Annotated in this window: 23 protein-coding genes and 1 pseudogene; 10 read left to right on the forward strand and 14 right to left on the reverse strand. The window is 61.3% G+C overall.

Going from position 1 to position 18820, the window contains the following annotated elements; genetic code table 11:
• Nucleotides 1-230: 230 nt before the first annotated feature.
• A complete protein-coding gene (locus M727_RS43830; RefSeq protein WP_280944174.1) occupies nucleotides 231-356 on the reverse strand; it encodes a hypothetical protein in 126 nt (41 codons plus the stop codon).
• 381 nt (nucleotides 357-737) lie between these two features.
• On the opposite strand from M727_RS43830, the gene M727_RS0122460 reads away from it, so the two are divergent.
• Nucleotides 738-1226 carry a cupin domain-containing protein gene (locus M727_RS0122460; RefSeq protein ID WP_245268816.1) on the forward strand — a complete coding sequence of 163 codons (489 nt, stop codon included), beginning with the start codon at nucleotides 738-740 and terminating at the stop codon, nucleotides 1224-1226.
• A 761-nt stretch (nucleotides 1227-1987) separates the two neighbouring features.
• On the opposite strand, the gene M727_RS0122465 is transcribed toward M727_RS0122460, so the two are convergent.
• Nucleotides 1988-2392, reverse strand: a complete 405-nt coding sequence (locus tag M727_RS0122465; protein ID WP_027154541.1) for a VOC family protein — start codon at nucleotides 2390-2392, stop codon at nucleotides 1988-1990.
• A gap of 693 nt (nucleotides 2393-3085) precedes the next feature.
• On the opposite strand from M727_RS0122465, the gene M727_RS37085 reads away from it, so the two are divergent.
• Nucleotides 3086-3445, forward strand: a complete 360-nt coding sequence (locus M727_RS37085) for a 4a-hydroxytetrahydrobiopterin dehydratase (RefSeq protein ID WP_245268823.1) — start codon at nucleotides 3086-3088, stop codon at nucleotides 3443-3445.
• Nucleotides 3446-3591: 146 nt separating this feature from the next.
• Here the strand turns inward: M727_RS37085 and M727_RS37090 are convergent, their stop codons facing one another.
• The gene (locus tag M727_RS37090) at nucleotides 3592-3813 is read right to left on the reverse strand and encodes a VOC family protein (RefSeq protein WP_084646839.1); all 222 of its coding nucleotides are present in this window, start codon (nucleotides 3811-3813) and stop codon (nucleotides 3592-3594) included.
• Between M727_RS37090 and M727_RS0122485 the strand changes: the two genes are divergently transcribed.
• A complete protein-coding gene (locus M727_RS0122485) occupies nucleotides 3802-3984 on the forward strand; it encodes a hypothetical protein (RefSeq protein ID WP_027154542.1) in 183 nt (60 codons plus the stop codon). The genes M727_RS37090 and M727_RS0122485 overlap by 12 nt on opposite strands.
• 506 nt (nucleotides 3985-4490) lie before the next feature.
• Here M727_RS0122485 and M727_RS43165 read toward each other — a convergent pair.
• Nucleotides 4491-4771, reverse strand: a pseudogene (locus tag M727_RS43165) (hypothetical protein); the annotation flags it as partial.
• 474 nt (nucleotides 4772-5245) lie between these two features.
• Nucleotides 5246-5509: a transposase gene (locus M727_RS0122500; RefSeq protein ID WP_084646840.1), complete on the reverse strand. Its 264-nt coding sequence runs from the start codon at nucleotides 5507-5509 to the stop codon at nucleotides 5246-5248.
• 342 nt (nucleotides 5510-5851) lie between these two features.
• Here M727_RS0122500 and M727_RS0122505 point away from each other — a divergent pair, with 342 nt between their 5' ends.
• The 3 genes from M727_RS0122505 to M727_RS0122515 all read left to right on the forward strand — a co-directional run bounded on the left by M727_RS0122505 (nucleotide 5852) and on the right by M727_RS0122515 (nucleotide 8468).
• Entirely contained in the window at nucleotides 5852-6964 is a 1113-nt protein-coding gene (locus tag M727_RS0122505) for an alpha/beta hydrolase (protein ID WP_084646844.1), read from the forward strand.
• Between the two features lie 123 nt (nucleotides 6965-7087).
• The gene (locus M727_RS0122510; RefSeq protein WP_245268832.1) at nucleotides 7088-7441 is read left to right on the forward strand and encodes a cyclophilin-like fold protein; all 354 of its coding nucleotides are present in this window, start codon (nucleotides 7088-7090) and stop codon (nucleotides 7439-7441) included.
• Between the two features lie 133 nt (nucleotides 7442-7574).
• On the forward strand, nucleotides 7575-8468 hold the full coding sequence (locus M727_RS0122515) for a LysR family transcriptional regulator (RefSeq protein WP_027154546.1): 894 nt from the start codon (nucleotides 7575-7577) through the stop codon (nucleotides 8466-8468).
• Nucleotides 8469-8592: 124 nt separating this feature from the next.
• Here M727_RS0122515 and M727_RS0122520 read toward each other — a convergent pair whose 3' ends face one another.
• Nucleotides 8593-9573 (reverse strand): Tim44 domain-containing protein, encoded by a 981-nt coding sequence (locus M727_RS0122520; RefSeq protein ID WP_036263074.1) that lies wholly within the window; start codon nucleotides 9571-9573, stop codon nucleotides 8593-8595.
• 189 nt (nucleotides 9574-9762) lie between these two features.
• On the opposite strand from M727_RS0122520, the gene M727_RS0122525 reads away from it, so the two are divergent.
• Complete coding sequence (locus M727_RS0122525; protein WP_027154548.1) at nucleotides 9763-10656, forward strand: alpha/beta hydrolase; 894 nt, start codon at nucleotides 9763-9765, stop codon at nucleotides 10654-10656.
• A 79-nt stretch (nucleotides 10657-10735) separates the two neighbouring features.
• Nucleotides 10736-11059 (forward strand): hypothetical protein, encoded by a 324-nt coding sequence (locus M727_RS0122530; RefSeq protein WP_027154549.1) that lies wholly within the window; start codon nucleotides 10736-10738, stop codon nucleotides 11057-11059.
• 104 nt (nucleotides 11060-11163) lie between these two features.
• On the opposite strand, the gene M727_RS0122535 is transcribed toward M727_RS0122530, so the two are convergent.
• Nucleotides 11164-11511 carry a type II toxin-antitoxin system PemK/MazF family toxin gene (locus M727_RS0122535; protein ID WP_027154550.1) on the reverse strand — a complete coding sequence of 116 codons (348 nt, stop codon included), beginning with the start codon at nucleotides 11509-11511 and terminating at the stop codon, nucleotides 11164-11166.
• Nucleotides 11508-11750 (reverse strand): antitoxin MazE family protein, encoded by a 243-nt coding sequence (locus M727_RS0122540; protein WP_027154551.1) that lies wholly within the window; start codon nucleotides 11748-11750, stop codon nucleotides 11508-11510. Before M727_RS0122540 ends, M727_RS0122535 begins: the two co-directional genes overlap by 4 nt.
• Here M727_RS0122540 and M727_RS0122545 point away from each other — a divergent pair.
• Both M727_RS0122545 and M727_RS42445 read left to right on the forward strand, forming a co-directional pair.
• Complete coding sequence (locus tag M727_RS0122545) at nucleotides 11749-12093, forward strand: hypothetical protein (protein WP_156941593.1); 345 nt, start codon at nucleotides 11749-11751, stop codon at nucleotides 12091-12093. The two genes, M727_RS0122540 and M727_RS0122545, sit on opposite strands and share 2 nt — an antisense overlap.
• 28 nt (nucleotides 12094-12121) lie before the next feature.
• Nucleotides 12122-12433: an SEC-C metal-binding domain-containing protein gene (locus M727_RS42445; protein WP_027154553.1), complete on the forward strand. Its 312-nt coding sequence runs from the start codon at nucleotides 12122-12124 to the stop codon at nucleotides 12431-12433.
• A gap of 36 nt (nucleotides 12434-12469) precedes the next feature.
• On the opposite strand, the gene recQ is transcribed toward M727_RS42445, so the two are convergent.
• From recQ to M727_RS0122585, 6 genes are all read right to left on the reverse strand, one after another.
• A complete protein-coding gene (recQ, locus tag M727_RS0122555) occupies nucleotides 12470-14314 on the reverse strand; it encodes a DNA helicase RecQ (RefSeq protein WP_027154554.1) in 1845 nt (614 codons plus the stop codon).
• 427 nt (nucleotides 14315-14741) lie between these two features.
• On the reverse strand, nucleotides 14742-15080 hold the full coding sequence (locus tag M727_RS0122560) for a cupin domain-containing protein (protein WP_027154555.1): 339 nt from the start codon (nucleotides 15078-15080) through the stop codon (nucleotides 14742-14744).
• Between the two features lie 22 nt (nucleotides 15081-15102).
• Nucleotides 15103-15870, reverse strand: coding sequence for a 2-dehydro-3-deoxy-D-gluconate 5-dehydrogenase KduD (gene kduD / locus M727_RS0122570; protein WP_027154556.1), 768 nt, complete (start codon nucleotides 15868-15870; stop codon nucleotides 15103-15105).
• Nucleotides 15867-16724, reverse strand: a complete 858-nt coding sequence (gene kduI / locus M727_RS0122575; RefSeq protein WP_027154557.1) for a 5-dehydro-4-deoxy-D-glucuronate isomerase — start codon at nucleotides 16722-16724, stop codon at nucleotides 15867-15869. Before kduI ends, kduD begins: the two co-directional genes overlap by 4 nt.
• A gap of 27 nt (nucleotides 16725-16751) precedes the next feature.
• Nucleotides 16752-17528 carry a FadR/GntR family transcriptional regulator gene (locus tag M727_RS0122580; protein ID WP_023800077.1) on the reverse strand — a complete coding sequence of 259 codons (777 nt, stop codon included), beginning with the start codon at nucleotides 17526-17528 and terminating at the stop codon, nucleotides 16752-16754.
• A 9-nt stretch (nucleotides 17529-17537) separates the two neighbouring features.
• Complete coding sequence (locus M727_RS0122585) at nucleotides 17538-18818, reverse strand: TRAP transporter large permease (RefSeq protein ID WP_027154558.1); 1281 nt, start codon at nucleotides 18816-18818, stop codon at nucleotides 17538-17540.
• Nucleotides 18819-18820 lie beyond the last annotated feature (2 nt).

An 18820-nucleotide genomic window follows, 5' to 3' on the forward strand; every position in this document is an offset into this window, starting at 1 on the left:
GCATCGGCGGCAGCGGCACCGGCAGCATCAGCGGCAGCGGCAGCATCGGCGGCAGCGGCAGCATCGGCGGCAGCGGCAGCATTGACGGCAGCGGCAGCGTCAGCGGTAGCGGCAGCGTCGGAGGCAGCGGCAGCGTCGCGCGCTGACAACGGCGGGCAATGGCGGCAATGTTAACGCCGGATTCGGCAACGGTGGCGAAGGTCCTGCCGGCGAGGTCGAGCTTGCCTGAGTCATGACCTGACCGCGATCAGCGCCGCGAACGCATCGCGGGCAGCCTGTCGATGCGGAGCCAGCCGCGCTTCGTGCTCAGCGGGCCAGCTTGCCGGGATGTAGCGGTTGATCGCCGCCTCGACCAACGCACGCGAACCACGCAGATCGCGAACCAGTCTGCCCTAGTGGTGAAAGTCTGACACTTGGTACCGGTGGACGGCAAGAATCGACCCTTCCATGCCCTTCCTTCTGGGCAGCGCTACGACAATCCGTGACCCATGTCGGCCGTTGAGGTCAGCTTTGCCACCGCCTGAAAGCAGACCTTGCCTGGGGCCACGTTGGAGGTCGTGGTCGCGCCATATCCTGACCTACACAGCGGGAACAGGTAAGGTCGCCTCACGCCCCGATTCCCGACGGTGGGGGTTGGCTGGGATGGCGACCACCGATCAGTTGATTTGACAATTGGTCGGGTCGGGCTCTGGATGATTTGTTCGTGCGCACCACGCACATGCTAAATGGAGGAAGCGATGAAATCTATGAATCGCAGATCCACACTTGCCTTCGGTATTACAGTTGCAGCAGTTTTGACCGTATGTGGAGGTTCGGCATTCGCGGACGATATGGATGTGACCCTGCTTACGCCTGACAAGCTGGTATGGAAGGATAATCCTAGCGTGCCAAAAGGGGCTAAAGTCGCTGTCTTGACGGGCGATCCGACAAAGACTGGCGAAGTGGTTGTCACACGCTCCAAGTTTCCGCCCAACTATCAGATTCCGCCCCACACTCACCCGTATGCCGAGACCATCACCCTGGTCAGCGGTAGCATTGGCTTTGGAGTCGGCGAAAAGGGCGAAAAGACTGACGACCTGCTAAAACCCGGAGCCTTCCACGCGCTGCCAGCAAATCAAGCGCATTACGTCTGGACGGGAAGCGAAGAGACTATCATCGAGGTTCATTTCGTCGGACCGTTTCGTATTACTTACATCAACCCGGCTGACGATCCGCGCAAGAAGTGAAATGCGGCTCAGCCGGCTACTTTGCACCTCGCACACCCTTGTTGCCCGGAATAGAAGCGCGAGCTTTACCTCACGCGGATAAATGCAAACCACATCAACGGAAGCGGAGCTCGGCAGCTCAGGCTCCCTCTCTCTCCTTCTGCCAAAAATCGTGGCCCATTGGCGATATTAAGAAAGCTGGTCCCGGAGACGTTGGAATTTGCCACTGGGGCATGACCGCCTCGGATCATTCCGAACGGGAAGGTCGCGCCAGGAGCGGTCTTTCGATGCTCTGCCGCTGTGATTTCGGCTGTCGTGATTGGGTCATGAGTGCTGGTTCGGCTGAACGTTCGTTTCCGAGATGCCTATTGGCGGCAGGAAGGTCCGGTCAGGGTCATCGGCGTGAATTCGCCCTCGACAAAACGTACGTCCGCACAGGGTCGACTCGAGCCTTTGCGCGAAGGTCAGCTTCGGAGAAGCGCCGGGAATGTCAAGAAATGGCGCAACCTCGACCTCCAACTTCGCCGTCGGCGAAGTCTGCTTTCAGGCAGTCGCAAGGGCATCCTGAACGGCCGGAATGCTGCGCGAAGCTGCCATTCGCATCGCGGAGAACGAAGGTCTCCAAGGGGTCAGCTTCAGACCTTGGTCCCACTGGGCTGAACGTCCGCTATCGTTCTTCGGACGTCAAAAGCCGCCATTCCGCTTCCGGCCCCAAGGCTGACTGTCAGCAACGGGCCCACCACGAGTGCCAATACGACTGAGAGCCCGACGTTCAGGTTGGATTACCCGCGGGCTCTACGCCGATAACATTTCTGCTCCGCGTCCGTCGTGAACGTTCCCTTCGATTGATCCAATATTACAAGCACGTTGCCGAAAGGGTTGGCGCATCGTCCGATCGCGATGTCGAACGGCGGTTCCACTGCCGTTCCGCCCGCTGCCAAAAATTCTCGAAATGCCGTGTCCACATCATCAACCAGAATATCAGTCTCTGGACCAATACGAAGATGAACTACTAGTTCTGCATCTGCTTCAGGCAACGCGAAGCCGGCAGCTTCCGCGTCCCGCCAGATGAGGGCATGGCCGAGCCGATCCCGATAAAAGGATATGGCTTCGTCAAGATCGCTCACATGCAGTAGATAGTTGTCGAGTTTTCGGAACAACCGTCTTTTGGCGGCCTCGTAAGCCATTGCGGGACCTCGCGCAGTATCACGGGCTCACATCAGTGCCCAAGATTATGGTTCCGCGACGAGTTCCGCAACGGTTCAGCGTCGGCTCCAGCTGATGCCAGCTTGCAACAGCTCTTTGTATCGCGGGAACGGCAGCTATGGGGTCGATTCCGGGCCTAGCGCGAACGTCCGGTTCGGAGATTCGTCATGAACGACCGGAAGTGGCGCGAGTTCGCCGTTTACTGACCCAATCCGGCGGCTAGGATCGGCGGCGCAAACCGGTTCTGTTCGGGCTTGAGCTTGCCGTTCACAATACCTGCGCCATAAAGGTCATGTGGAAATGGATTTTCGCAACGCCGTCGATGAAGCGACCGATGGGTATCAAGATCCGCTGGCTGGCGTGACCGGGCGATACAGACAAGTCGCCGTCGCTGGTGGCCAGAGAGCGTCCTCGGTTCGGGCTCGCGATCGGCGGCCCCCGGTCGAGATCGTCTCTTGAACGGAAGGCGGCCCCGTTGCCGCAGGTGATTTGAGATGCACAAACACCCAAAACAGAGCCAGCGCACCGATCGACTGAGTCCACAAAAGCACAGCGATCGGCCGAGGGAGACCGACAACAAGCGCCTTGCCGAGCAGATTCGCAAGTTTCTCCGCAAGCACTATGCGAGCAAATATCGGGTGCGGTAAACAGTGGTCGCTGCATCTGGAACCCCGATGTGCAATAAGGGAGATCGTCATGGCAGAGAGCATTGCCCAGAAAACCTGTACGCCCTGCCGCGGCGGCATACCGCCGCTGACCGAGAAGGAAGCCGGCGGATATCTTTCCCAGACGCCCGGCTGGGATCTTCTGGAGGCGGGACACCTGATACGCCGCAATTTAAGTTCGCGGACTTCCGGGAAGCACTCACCTTCGTCGACGAGGTCGGCCGGTTGGCGGAAGAGGAGGGGCACCATCCGGACATCTGCTTCGGCTGGGGCTACGCGGAAATCTCGCTGCAGACCCATAAGATCAGGGGCCTGCACGAGAACGATTTCATCATGGCAGCGAAGATCAATCAGCTAGCCGGTTTGTAAAGGGCGCTCGGCTCCGAACGGCCGGAACGGGTCTATTGCCCGGTTCGCCAACGGCTCAGTCGCGCCAGGAGTGACACACCGATTCCTCAGATTGGGAGGGTTCGACGGCGGTGATTGCCATCGGGCCGGCTCCCTTGGCGCGACGCTCACGGATTCCAGCCGCCGCTGCCGTACGGACGCGTGATGATTTCGAGCAGATGCCCGTTCGGGTCTTCAAAGTAGAGACCGCGCCCACCGTCGTGGTCGTTGGTCTCCCCCGGCTTTCGTTGGCCGGGGTCAGCCCAGTAAGGCAAGTTCCGTTCGCGGATGCGGTTGAATATCTGTTCGAATTCGGCATCGTCGACCAGAAAGGCGTAATGCTGGCGCACGACCTTCTCCTCCCGTGTGCGTTCAACATCACCTGGTGCTCGGCGTTTGAGGAGCTATTGCCGTGGGACGAGCCCTTGCGGCCGGGCGAGCTGGAACAATGGCAGCGCGCTTTTGCCACCGCCGAGCGGCTGATTGGTAACAGGAAGGCCATGGAGGAAGCGCAGCAATGAGGCCAAGGCGCAAACCTATTTCCCCGACGCCAGGATTCGCGCTGCGCGAAGCCGCCCAGCACCTGAACTCGGAAGCCGATGATTTGTTGAAGCTAGCGAAGTCGAAGCATATCCGATGGCGCGGCGAGGACGATCCGGAGGGCGCGGCGTGAAGGCCGGCTGACTGCGGGGGAGTTCCGACAATGCTTGTCGCTGAAGATCGCGATCTTCACCGCGATACGGTACAGACGTTGCAGTCGTCCTCTCGTTTGACGCCCGATTCCGCCGCAAGCCGGGGCGCTGCCGATGTCGGCAAAGGGTCCGACACCTGCCGGAGCGTGAACGTCCGGTCCGGAGATCCGCCGGGAACGGCGGCTCATGGCGCTAGCTTCACATTCCGGTAGTCAGCTCAGACGGCAAGATTCCACCCTGAGCGGCCCTACGGCTCCGGTACCAAGTGTCAGATTTTGACCACTAGCTTCCGGCATAACCAAAGAATCGAGCACAGATGTGGGGTGGCCATGTCGGTAGCCCTCAGATCGCAACATCGCAGTGATCTTGTCCACAGTGGTCATACCAAGAAGCGGGCGCCAAGAAAGTGGGCGGGGCGATGGCGGAGGTCCACGCCTCTTCATGAGCCCGGCTTTGTGGTTTCTTGCGCTGGGTCGATCGATACTTCGCCGAGAACGATCCGAGCAAAGCGTTCCGAGATCGAGAATTTCGCCATTACATGGGGGACGCGACAGCGACGGCGGAGGCTTAATAGTTTCGCGAGGCAGCCTCTCGCATGATCAACTTCTCGAGCGTCAGTCTGACAACGCATTCCGCCGGTGACGTCTCCTTTTGGGCAGCGGCAAAGTCACCCAGAACGGCCGACATCGGCGCTAAGCGGTCGCGGCACGACGAACGAAGGTCACCAACGGGTCATTGAACGCTGGATAGCGAGGAAGGTCCGGTTTGAGAGGAAAATCGGCGCCGGAAAGGCGGCGTTGCGATGATAACCGCTTGTAAGTCTCTGCTCTCATGTTGAGAGGTGGTGACACTCTGTTTTCCCGCCGCGTATTGCCCGGCTTGATAGACGAGCACTGCCAGGCGATTAGTATAGTCACACCCTGGCAAAGCGCGAGGTTGTGAGCCAAATTTGCTCTGGTTTTAGCTCTGGTTTTAGCTCTGTCAAAACAGCTAAGTCATTGAAATCATTAGCATCCTATTCGCCACAGAAGGTCTCCCTCTCCGCCATCCTGCTTTTGTCCAGCCCGGAGACATAGGTAACAGAATGTACCTAAGACATGGGTGACAACCTCGTGCCGAACGGGTTGTCGATGGTCTGCAATGTTCTCTGTTCAAGGTCGATATATCCCAGATCATAGTGCATGAAGCTCAACAGCCAAATGCCATCGTCGACTTCCTTGATTCCGAGCCTCTGACCGGCGAGGACGGTCGAGACGTTGATCTTCTTCCTATGCATACAGATGCGGCCGCAGGCGGTGACGAGGATGTCGCGGTCGTGGAAGGCTGGACGGCAACCAGCGGTGTATTTACGCACGCTGCGTCCCTGAAATTCGAAGTTTCGCCACAGATCGGCCGCTTGAATCCAGGGGGAATTGCGTCCCGAAGATCAGACGCAAAAGTTGGTGATATCCAGGGATCTTCTTTCCGCGCACGCAGATTCGGCTGCAGCGGTGATGGATTTGTTCGTCTTCGAGACCTGCCTTGCCCTCTGCGATTGGTGAATCCATTTCACGACGACATGCGGATTTTGCCGCCTAATCGATCGCCGGCGTCGTCGCTATTCTATTTGGACATTCGCAACACTGCCGCGCATGCCGAGGAAATGAGCATGGCCCGGCAGGCCAGCGACAGTTCAGGACGATCAAAGGAGACAGGCATGACCAAGCAGATCGGAATCGAGAACACGGCGCAGTCCAGTGTCGACTTTGGCCGGCGTGATCTCCTGAAGCTGACCGGCGCCGGCGTTGCCGCGCTCGGTGCGGCGTCGCTGTTCAGCATCTCCTTCGCAAAGGCTCAAGACATGTCAAACGGTGCCAACAACTTCTACACCAGCGATAAGGTGACGCTCGAAAAGATTGCCTTCAAGAGCCAATACCAGATGAACGTCGCGGGCAATCTGTTCATTCCCAACGACCTCGACCGCAATGCGCGCCATCCGGCGCTCGTCGTCGGGCATCCCATGGGTGCGGTGAAGGAGCAGAGCGCAAATCTTTATGCCACCAGGATGGCCGAACAGGGCTTCGTCGCCATGTCCATCGACCTGCCGTTCTGGGGCGAGAGCGAGGGCGAGGCCCGCCAGATCGTTTCGCCGGATGTCTACGCCGAAGCATTCAGCGCTGCGGTCGATTTCCTGGGGACACGGCCATTCGTCGACAGAAACCGCATCGGCGCGATCGGCGTCTGCGGCAGCGGCAGCTTCGTCATCAGCGCGGCCAAGATCGACCCGCGGATGCGCGCCGTCGCGACCGTCAGCATGTACGACATGGGGGCCGCCAACCGCAACGCGCTTAACCATTCGCTGAGCGTCGAGCAGCGCAAGCAGGCCATTGCTGCAGCTGCCGAGCGGCGCTGGGCAGAGTTTGAAGGCGGCGAGGTCGAATATACCAGCGGCACGGTGCATGAGCTGACCGCCGACACCCATCCGATCCAACGGGAATTCTATGACTTCTACCGCACGCCGCGGGGTGAATTCACGCCCGCCAGCGCAAACCCGCAGATCACCACGCATCCGACGCTGGCGAGCAATGTCAAGTTCATGAATTTTTACCCGTTCAACGACATCGAGACGATCTCGCCGCGCCCGATGCTGTTCATCGCCGGCGATCAGGCTCACTCCCGCGAGTTCAGCGAGGATGCCTACCAGCGAGCGGCCGAGCCGAAGGAGCTTGTGTGGGTTTCCGGCGCCGGGCATGTCGACCTCTACGATCGCGTCGACCTGATCCCGTTCGACAAGCTGACCAGCTTCTTCAATCAGCACCTCTCCGCGTGAGCGGCGCGATGGAGCCTGTGCCGGACGGCACAGGCTCCATCAGCATGGATCGGGAGGTACCACGGAATGCTGAAACTAATGCTGAGTTCCGCTGTTATCGCACTCGGAACGGCTGGATCTGCCATGGCTCAAGAACGCATTCGCATTTCTTCGGATTGGGGCGAGGTCACAGCCGATCTCGCCGATAACGAGGCCGCAAGATCTCTGGCGCAGATGCTTCCGCTCACGATCGAGATGTTCGATCATCTGCGCCAGGAAAAGACCGGCAATCTGCCTTCCGCCTTGCCCGACCTGGCGCGGCAGCGCGACTTCTCTGTCGGCACGCTTGGGTTGTGGAGTTCCGATCATTTCGTGATCTACTATCGGAGCGGCCGCCTCCCGGCGCCCGGCATCATCAGGCTCGGGCAGGTCACTGGCGATGTCTCGATCTTTGATCGTCCCGGTCCCGTCACCATCCGCGTTGAACGCACCGACTGAAACCTGCGCAATCCGCTCGTAGTTCGTCGCCGGGGCGAGCGGCGGATTGAATAGCCGCAGCTCAATGAAGTCTCTGTATTCGCCTTCGATTTATCCGGTATGATCGAGGTCTGGCTATCACAAGGATTCATGAGTGCCGCGGCAGAATGTCAACGATCTGCTCGCGTTCCTGGCCGTTGCTCGGGAGCGCAGCTTTACGCGCGCCGCAGCCCGGTTCGGCATATCGCAATCGGCGCTAAGCCACACCATCCGTCAACTCGAAGCGCGGCTTGGCGTTCGCCTGCTCACACGCACGACCCGCGCGGTGGCTCCCACAGAGGCGGGAGAGAGGCTTTTGCAGCGGATTGGGCCGCACTTTGACCAGATCGAAATCGAGGTCGATGCCCTGAACGAACTGAGAGAAAAGCCCGCCGGAACCATCCGGCTGTCAGCGCCCGACTATGCAATCAGCAGCATCCTTTGGCCCAAGCTGAAACGCTTTCTCCCGAAATATCCCGACATCAAGGTCGAACTCCTGCTCGACAACGGCCTCACCGACATCGTGACGGAGCGCTTCGACGCCGGGATTCGCATGGGCGAGCAGCTTGCGAAAGACATGATCTCGGCTCGCATCGGACCGGATTTCCGGTTCGCGGTCGTCGGCGAAGAATCCTACTTTGCCGAGCATCCCGCGCCGGAGAAGCCGCAGGACCTCGTGCAGCACAATTGCATCAACTACCGTTTTCCAACGTCCGGGGCTCTTTATGTGTGGGAGTTCGAGGAGAACGGCCGCGAGATCAAAATTCGCGTCGATGGGCAGCTCGTCTTGAACAACATCTTTCATGTCCTGGACGCCGCGCTGGCCGGCCGCGGCCTCGGCTATGTTCCGGAAGAAATGGCCCTTCCTCACATTGCCAAAGGTCGGCTGGCGCGGGTCCTGGAAGGATGGTCGCCCTATTGGGATGGCTACCATCTCTATTATCCGAGCCGCCGGCAATCCTCGCCTGCTTTCGTTGCCCTGGTCGATGCTCTGCGCCATCGCGCGTAACTATCGATGCCGCGGGCTCGACGTTCTGCCACTGAAAGCCACGCACGCAACGAAGGGCGACGACAACCGTCCATACATCATGGCTCGCCAGAGGACGTGAACGGCCGAGGCTGCTGCGTATCAGTCAGGGCTGCTGTATTGCCGCGAGCTTCCAGTCGCCGCCGTTCTGGCGCGTGAAGGTCCACAGTTCGGTTGTTTCCGTCGGCCGGTCGGCTTCGCCGGCGACGATCTTGCCGCTGGCGCGATCACGCATCACGTCAAGAGACTCGTAGCGCAAGGCAGCCGTCGCGTAGTCGCGATCGTCTTCCCGCCAGCTCTCCGCAATATCGGCCTCCAGCAGGCTGACGTTCGACACCTCGTTCCTGATGCCGTTCTTGGCATTGTCGGCAAGTTCTTCGGACAGGTACGACACCATCTCGGGGGTCGCCAGCCGGCGCAAGCCAGCATGGTCTTCACGCCCGAACGCTTCCTGAATTTCGGTCAGCCGTTGCTGGAATGTATCGAGATCGTCCGGCGTCATTGTAATTTGATCGTTAGCTGGAGCCGTCCGGCCAAATCCAGACCCGATGCCTGGAATGGGGAAAGATGAGACGTTGGCCGCCTCGCGCTGGGTTGCCGCGTTTCGTCCAAAATTGTCCATGCTCCGCGGCACACCGGCCATGGCAGGCGCCTGGTTGCGTGCCGATTGCGACCGGAAAAAGCGGATGATCAGCATGATCGCGCCGCCGATCAGCAGTCCTTGCAGCAGCAGGCCCAACATGCCAGCCAAGCCGCCGAACCCCTGGCCCAAAAGAAGTCCGATCAGACCGCCGAGCAGCAGGCCGCGCATCATCGAACCGCCGAGGCCGCTGAACATCCCCGGTCGTTGGGCTGCCGGTGTCTGGCGCGCCGCATTGTTGGTTGCGGTGTTGGGCGTCATCGAGCGCTCGACCGACGCGGCCGGCTGTGGCGCCGTCCTGGTCGGCGGGACAGACTGGAACGTACGCGTGCCGCGGCTGCCGAAGCTGCCGCCACGCCGCGCCTCGGCGTAATCGGCCGTGACCATGGAAAAAGCCAGGAACAGTCCTGCAAACAAAACGGCAAACCGGCTCGAACGCGAAATCATCATGGCAAATCCTCAAGCGACACTCTGGCGCTATATGGGGTGCGCCGATCGAAATATCAGTGGCCGCAGCTTCCGTACCTGGCAATTGAGGAGAATTCCAGGGCCGCCACAAATTCAGGCAAAGCAGCCGACCGTGATCCTTCTGCCACCTTGTGCGTTGTCGCCTGAGGCACACCGAGGAGAAAAACGGTGTTTGCAGGTTTCAGGGCCACCAGCTTGCAACTGGACGACACGACCATTTTCGCAAGGGTCGGCGGAACCGGTCCGCCGCTGCTACTGCTTCATGGTTTTCCCGAAACGCATCTGATGTGGAGGGATATTGCCGTGGCCTTGGCGCCCCGCTTCACAGTCGTCGTCGCCGATCTTCGAGGCTATGGGCAAAGCGGCTGCCCGGTCTCCTCTGCCGAGCATAGCCCATACGCCAAACGCGCCATGGCCGGAGACATGGTTCAAGTCATGCAGCAGCTCGGGTTTGGGCAGTTCATGGTTGCCGGACACGACCGCGGCGGGCGGGTCGCCTATCGTCTGGCGCTCGATCACCCAGATGAGATATCCAAGGTCGCGGTCCTCGACGTCATCCCGACCGCCGCCGCGTGGGACAGGGCTGACGCCAGACTGGCTCTCGGCTTCTGGCCTTGGAGCCTTCTTGCGCAACCGGAACCGCTGCCGGAGCGACTGATAGGCGCGGCGCCCGATGCCATCGTCGACAATGCGATTGTGCAGTGGGGATCGCCGGCAGAAATGTTCTCTGCAACGATCAGGGAGGCCTATGTCAAGGCGCTTCGCGATCCCGTTCATATTCATGCGATTTGCGAAGAGTATCGGGCCGCTGCCACGATCGATCGTGAACATGACGCGCTGGACCAGACAAACGGTCGTCGCATCAAGTGTCCGCTCCTGGCACAGTGGAGTAGCCAGGGCGGCCTCGAGACCTGGTATGCGGAGGAAGGCGGCCCGCTGGCTATCTGGAGGAAATGGGCCGACAGAGTTGAAGGAGGTCCCGTTCCGGGCGGGCACTTCTTTCCAGAAGAGCACCCTCACCAGACCGCAGCGGCTCTCTCGAAATTCTTCGAGGATGAATAGGGGAATGACGCCCAGAGCAGAGTGTTGTAGAGCTTCACATGCCTCATTCGCCCGTCCGGCGCCAAATCTGCTTGATAAAATGAAAGCCATCTCGCCAGCCACGTCCCTGATATGCAGCCTCGTGTTTGTCGGAGGTTGCGCATCGCCCTTCCATGCATCCTTTGATGCCGCGAAATACGACAGAATGAGTTGCGTCGAACTCAACGTGGCCATGGGCGAAGTCGCCAAGGAGCTGTCGGCGACCGCGATCACCCGGGGCAAAGTCGCGAAAACCAACATTCCGAACTGGCTATGGGGAGCCCGGCGTGTCGCCACTACCGTCACTGTCCGCCAGAACGCGAAAATCGAGCAATTGCAGCAGCAGGAGGCCGGGATCGCAGCTGTGAGACGAAGCAGGTGCTGATTGCGGCATCGGCGTGAGAGCCTGCTGCCGAAGGCTGAAAATGATCGATTTCGCAGTATTACAGCCGAGGCTCGACGGCTCCGTGGATTCTGTCATCCTCACCGTCACGGCTTCAGTCTCGGCGACACTGCCAAGCCGAGGAAAACGATAACGGCCTGATTGAGGCGCAGGATGTCCGCGTCGTCTAACCGCCCGATATTTGCGCCGATCTTGGACTTTGGGACCGTGGTGATCTTGTCCACCATCAGTCGGCAGACGGTGAGCAGCCCGTTGCGCTCGTTCGGTTCGACGGACAGACGGAACAATGGCGCGTCCGTCTCGTCGGTCGTGCAGCCGCAGATGGTGATCAAATCCGTCGCATCGAAACTGTCATCCTGTATGATGACGACAGGGCGCGGTTTGCCGGCGTAATCCGTGCCGCCGGCGACCGTCCAGATATCGCCACGCTTCATTCATCACCCCAATCCGATATCGCGTCCCAATCGGAAATCATATCAATGAACGCCTGATCCTCGCTTGCATGGGCGCTTGCCGCAACCGCCAGTGACTGGCGATGCGCTTCCGAACGGAAGGCCGGCGCACGCACGTCCGGCACCCAAATCTGTATCGGGCGCAGACCTTGCCGGCGCAGACGTTCACGATGTTCCCGCACCTTCAGGCCCGAGGACTTAGGCTTCGATGGCGAGGCCATGACGATTCTCCTGCTAGTGGTTACATGTAACCTATTGCAGAGGGCGAGCTTTGACCAGTTCTCTTCGGAAAGCCCGCCGGGCTACGACACCGGCTGTGTCTTGCTGCTATTGCGTGCCATGCTATCCTATTGGCTTCAGCCGTTCGATGAAGCGCCCCTTGCGGATATGCCGTTCGCGGATCGCCTGCAGCCGGTGGGCGAACTCGCCAACCATCCCCCGCTCCTCGGCGATCGCCTTGAGGTCGAGCAGAAGACCGGCGGCCGTATCGTAGCCGGGAGCATTGCGGCGCTCGATTTCGGTCTCCCGGCTTGGCTTGCGCGACCTGGCGCCGCTGGTTCATAGCGCCGCCTGGGACCAGGGCCGCGTACCAATGGGCATGCTTGAACTCAGTGATTTCGAAGACGATCTCCTGGCAGCCGAGCAAAGCCCGAACGATATCGACCGATTCAAGCGCGCCGGTCTCGGCTATATCGACGATGTGCTTGAAGCGGTGGAATGGAGCCGCCACACAGGGTATCCTGACGAGGAAGATTTGCGATCGCCCTTGCCGGAACAAACTTGGCTCGACGAGTTGTCGGGCCTGACAGCGCCGGTCACAAATCCTTTGCGCCATGTCGGACGAAATGATCCATGTCCCTGTGGCAGCGGCAAGAAAGCGAAGAAATGCTGTCTCGCAAACTGACCTGCTGCAGCACCGCGGATTTGATCTTTGGCCGTCTCAGGCCGATCCACGGGATTGGTGCGCAGCGATTGCGCCGAGGAAAATCTCGCCAAATTCCCTGAGTTTTGCGGCGCCGACGCCGTTGACTGCGGCGAAGGCGTCGAGGTCGCGCGGGCAGCGTTCGGCCATATCGATCAGTGTGCGATCGGAGAAGATGACGAAAGCCGGCACCTGGCGCTCCCGGGCGAGTCGCAGCCGAACCGCCTTGAGCGTGGCCAAGAGCGCGGTATCCAGGTCTTCCGTGCCCGCGGCAACGTCCGGGGTGGGACGTGTCTTGCCACGCGACGCGCGGTTCCGCACCTCTACGCGATACCGGAACGGGACCTCGCCACGGGCCAGCTCACGGCCCTTTTCCGCGATGGCAAGGCCGCCATGGCCGCCTGAGTCCAAAGTCAGAAACCCTCCCGCGACGAGTTGGCGGATCAGCGACTGCCAGACATCTTTCTTGCGCGCCACACCGGTCCCGAAGCTGGCAAGCCTGTGGTGGTTCCTGGCCAGTGCCTTCTCGGTCTCATGGCCGAGCAGAACATCGACGATATGGCCAGCGCCAAAACGCTCGCCGATCTGCGCAATAGCCGCGAAGACGATCCGCGCCTCCGCCTCGCCATCCGCATGCGGCGTCTGGTCAAGGCAGTTGTCGCAATTGCCGCAAGGCATTGCTCTCTCGCCGAAATAGCCAAGCAGGATCTGGCGACGGCACTGGGCCGTTTCGCAATAGCCGATCAGCGTATCGAGCCGGCCATGCGCGCGCCTTTTATGTTCCGCTGGCGCGTCCTCGTCGTCGATGAAAAGCCGCCGCATCCGGATGTCGCCGAGACCGAAGAGCATATGTGCCTCGGCAGCCCGCCCGTCGCGGCCGGCGCGGCCGATCTCCTGATAATAGGCTTCGAGGCTGCCCGGCAGGTCGGTGTGGAAGACATAGGCGACGTCAGGCTTGTCGATCCCCATGCCGAAGGCGATGGTCGCCACCATCACCACGCCCAACAAGGTCATGAAAGCGTTTTGATTTGCTTCACGTGCCTCCTTGCTCATGCCGGCATGATAGGCCAGGGCGCGCACGCCGTTCTTCTCAAGGAACGCCGCCATCTCTTCCGTCTTCTTGCGCGACAGGCAATAGACGATCCCGCTGCGGCCGGCATGACGCTGCACGAAGCCCAGCAATTGGCGCTTGCTGTCCTGCTTGGCCTCGACGCCAAGCTTGATGTTCGGCCGGTCGAAACCCAGCACCAGGGTTTCGACGCGCCCGGCGAACAGCTGTCCGGCGATGTCGGTGCGCGTCGCCTCGTCCGCTGTCGCCGTCAGCGCAATGATCGGCACATCAGGGAAAAGGTCGCGCAGCCGCGACAACTCTTCATATTCGCGCCGGAACGACGGCCCCCACTGGGAGATGCAATGCGCCTCGTCGACAGCGATCAGCCGGATATCGAGCCTGGCCAGCGCCTCGAGCATCCGCGCGGTCATCAGCCGCTCCGGTGCAAGATAGAGCAGGCGCGTCTGGCCCGCCGCAACGCGACGCCATGCGGCGACATTGGCATCGCGGTCGAGCGAGGAATTGATCGTATCGGCGGCCACGCCGGCAAGACGCAATGCGGCGACCTGGTCCTGCATCAGCGCCACCAGCGGCGAAACGACAATGGTGAGGCCGCCCAGGACCAGCGCCGGGACCTGGTAGCAGAGCGATTTGCCGGCGCCGGTCGGCATGACGGCCAGCACGTGGCGCCCGGCCAGCAGCGCCTCCGTCACCGCGTCCTGGCCGGGACGAAAATCGTCGAAGCCGAACACGTCCTTCAGGACGCGCCGCTTGGGATCCTCCGCCCGGACGCTCGCCGCCGCTGCCTGCATCAGGGAATTTCTATGATCGGCGCTGCCCGAAAAGGCAGTGGGGGAACGGCCCGAGGCAGCGGCGACGTGACCTGCCAAAGCTCTCTGGCGAATCGTCGGGTGACCGCCCGGACAGCCGATTCGAACATTCGAACGCTCCTCAAGTCCTGTCTCCGTCGGCGCCGTCTGAAAGGTTATCCCCTCATTGGCGGATATGTGAGCGTGATTCCAGCCTCTATTCACTTTGGCTGTGAATATCGCGCAACGGCTCGGGCCGATTAATCCTATCTTCACCATGATTCGGCAGGGTCAGGTCCTGCGGTGATGTTTTGAGTACCGCGGCGCCACAAGCGCCCAGGCAACACGCCCGCGTCTCTCCGGAGGCGCGGGCTTTTCGTTTGCGGGATATGCATGCCGCTGCAGGTGACCTGCGGGCGTTCTCGTACTGTCAGTGGAGGAAATCGGCGCGGTGCGGTGTAAAACTGTCGACGAGGCGGCCGGCCTCGAGCGCCTTGACGCCGTGGATCAAATTGGAAGGGACAATGAAGCTGCTTCCCGTTTCCAGGATCTCGGTCGTGCCGTCGATGGTGACCTCGAAGCGGCCTTCGGCGACATAGCTCGCCTGGACATGCGGGTGCGAATGCAGCGCGCCGACACCGCCCTTGTCGAAACCGAACTCGACCATCATCAATTCGTCGGTGTGCAGCAGCACACGTCTGCGATTGCCATCAGGGGTCGGCGTCCACGCGCCCTCGCCGGCATGCGCAAAGATCTTCGTTCCGGTCATCGCCACATCCTCGTCATGCTCCTCATCGCGCCAGCCAGCCGCCGTCCACCGGCACCACCGCGCCATGCATGTAGTTTGACGCCGGCGCCAGCAGGAAGACGGCCGCGTCGCCGATGTCTTCCGGCCCGCCCCAGCGCCCGGCCGGAATGCGGGCCAGAATGGCGGTGCTGCGGTCAGGATCGGCACGCAGCGCCTCGGTGTTGTTGGTTTCGATGTAACCGGGCGCAATGCTGTTGACGTTGATGCCCTTCGACGCCCATTCGCAGGCCAGCAACCGGGTGATGCCGACCACGCCATGTTTCGAGGCGGTGTAGGAGGCGACGCGGATGCCGCCCTGGAAGCTCAGCACCGAGGCGATGTTGACGATCTTGCCGCGCCGTTCGGGATCGGCAAGCACGCGCCGGGCAAAGCTCTGGCTGAGAAAAAACACCGTCTTCAGATTGACGTCTATGACATCGTCCCAATCGCCCTGCGTCAAATCGACGGCGTCGGCGCGCCGGATGATCCCGGCATTGTTGACCAGCCCGTCGAGCGGCCCGGTTTCGTCACAGACGCGATCGAGCATCGCCTGGGCGGCGGCGTGGTCGGCAAGGTCGCAGCGCACCGCCTCGAAGCGTCCGCCCGCCGCGCCGATCTTTTCCGCGGTCTCATCCATTGCAGAGCGGCCGACGCCGACCACCGCACCACCGGCGCGCGCGATCGACAGGGCGATGCCTTGGCCGATTCCGGTGTTGGCGCCGGTGACGAGAATGCGCTTGCCGGCCAGGCTGAAAGCCGAGAGGTCGCTCATCGCAGCTCTTCCATCGCTACCGGGTCGACATCCGTATAGTCGACATTGTCGCCTGCCATCGCCCAGATGAAGGCGTAGTTGGAGGTGCCGGCGCCCGAATGGATCGACCAGCCCGGCGACAGCACCGCTTCCTCGTTGCGCATGACGAGATGGCGTGTCTCGTCAGGCTCGCCCATGAAATGAAACACACGCGCCGTCTCCGGCAGGTCGAAATAGAGATAAGCCTCCATGCGCCGGTCATGCACATGGCACGGCATGGTGTTCCAGACCGAACCTGGGGCGAGTTGGGTCATGCCGACGACGAGTTGGCAGGTCTTCACACCCTCGGCATGGATGAACTGGAAGATCGAACGCTCGTTGCAGGTCGCCTGGCTGCCGAGGTCGAGGCGCTTGGCATCGCCGATGCGGATCAGCTGGCTGGGATGGCTCTGATGCGCCGGCGCGCTGAGCAGATAGAACTTGGCCGGCCCGGCTGGATTGACTGAGGCGAATGACACCTCATTGGCGCCCATGCCGAGATACAGCATGTCGCGGGGCTGCAGCTCGTAGGACTGGCCGCCGGCTTTGACGATGCCGGCGCCGCCGATGTTGACGGCGATCATTTCGCGGCGATCGAGAAAGTTCTTTGTCCCGGTCGGCTTGATCGCCTGCAGCGGAAGCGGTGTCCCGGCAGGCATGGCGCCGCCAACGATCATGCGGTCGTAATGCGTATAGGTCAGGCCGATGCGGCCGAGCTGGAACAGGCCTTCGATCAGAAAATTGTGGCGGAGCTCGTCCGTCCCCATCGCCGCGGCGGTAACAGGGTCGATGGCGAAGCGCGAGGTGAAGTCGGTGTGATTGTCAGTGTGATTCATTGCTGTCCCATTGGGCTGCCTCATTGGTCATTCGGTTGCCGCGGCCTTGACCGAATCGGCATAAAAAATCTGACGTGCATGCAGGCGCTCGCGATAGCGCTGCTGGCTGGCGCTGAGATGCGCGCGCATCGCTTCGCGCGCGGACTCGGCATCGCCTGATGTAATGGCGTTCAGGATCACCAGATGCTCGTCTTGCAGGCCGCGCTGATAGGCGTCGGACTGGGCGAGTTCGGTCGACCACGGCGATGTCACGTCGCAAGGAATGGCGCGCCGGCCGAGCACGTCGAGCATCTCGACATAGAACGGATTGTTGGTGGCGCTGGCGATCGCCCGGTGGAAGGCGAGGTCGGCCGGACCTGTCGGCTCGCTGTTCAACAGCAGCCGCTCGAACTCGAAGAACGCCTCCTGGATCGCCGCTTCCTGCGCGGCATTGCGACGGATAGCGGCCAGCCCGGCGGATTCGATCTCGATCGCCAGGCGCACCTCCAGCACGTTGAGCGCGATCGAATCCTTGCTGCCGATGTCCGCAGCCAGCGTGCCGAACATCGTCGAAATGTGCTCGGTGACGAAGACCCCGGCGCCCTGGCGCGGCTCGACCAGACCGTCGGCGGCAAGCTTGGCCAGCGCTTCGCGGATGACGGTGCGGCTGACCCCGAAGGTTTCGGTCAGCCGACCCTCGGTCGGCAGCTTTTGGCCTGGCTGGATCTCGCCCGCCTGCAACTGTTTGCGGATCGCCGCGACCACGGTCTCCGACAGCTTGGGCTTGCGTTCGACCTTCAGGTTGATTGCCATATCCGATGCCATTGCCAGCCCCTATTTGAAGACGCTCGGCAACCATAGCGAGATGGCCGGAATGTAAGTGACGAGCCCCAGCACCACGAGGCCGGCCCCATAGAACGGCCAGATCGAGCGCATCGCTTCCCAGACGGATATCTTGCCCACCGCGCACGCCACGAACTGCACTGCGCCCACCGGCGGGGTGTTCAGCCCGATGCCGAAGTTGAGGATCATGACGACGCCGAAATGCACCGGATCGACGCCGTAGGCCTGTGCCACGGGCAGAAAGATCGGTGTGCAGATGATGATCGTCGGTCCCATGTCCATGAAGGTGCCAAGGAACAGCATCAAGAGGTTGAGTAGGAGCAGCACGACCAGCGGATCTTCCGAGATCGCGTTCATTGAGGCTATCAGCGCTGCCGGCACTTTCAGGAAGGCCATCAACCACGAGAACGCCGCCGCCATGCCGATGATGAGCAGCACCATGGCCGTGGTGCGCACCGCGCCATGGGTGGCATGAACGAAACCTTCCCAGGTCATCTGCCGGTAGACCAGGACAGTCACGAGCAATGCATAGATGACGGCGATGCAGGAACTCTCGGTGGCCGTGAAAACGCCCGATCGCACGCCGCCGAAGATGATCGCTATCAGCAGCAGGCCTGGCACCGCGACCGCGAAGAGATGCGCGACGGCGGCGAAGCCAGGAAACGGCTCGGTCGGATAGCCGCGCGAGCGCGCCACGAAATAGGCGGTGATCATCAGCGCCAGGGCCAACAGCAGGCCCGGGATGATGCCGGCGGTGAACAGGTCGGCGATGGAGATCTTTCCGCCTGCCGAGATCGAGTAGATGATCATGTTGTGCGACGGCGGCAGCAGCAGCGCGATCAGCGCCGCCATCGATGTGACGTTGACGGCGTAATCCGCTCCATAGCCACGCGCCTTCATCTGCGGGATCATCAAGCCGCCGACCGCCGCTGCCTCCGCCACCGCGGAGCCGGAAATGCCGCCAAACAGTGTAGCGGTGGCGATGTTGACCTGCCCGAGGCCGCCGCGCATGTGGCCGACGAGCGAGCCGGCGAAGGCAACGATCTTGCTGGCGATGCCGCCGCGCACCATCAGGTCGCCGGCGTAGATGAAAAACGGAATGGCCAGCAGCGAAAAGACGCTCATGCCGGAATTCAGGCGCTGGAACACGATGAGCGGCGGCAGGCCCATATAGAGGACGGTGGCAAAGCTTGCGACGCCGAGGCAGAAAGCGATCGGCGTGCCGATGAGCATCAGGACGGTGAAGACGCCAAAAAGTATCCAGAGTTCCATGG

The organism is Mesorhizobium sp. WSM2561 (genome assembly GCF_000513915.1).
GTDB classification, from domain to species: domain Bacteria; phylum Pseudomonadota; class Alphaproteobacteria; order Rhizobiales; family Rhizobiaceae; genus Mesorhizobium; species Mesorhizobium muleiense.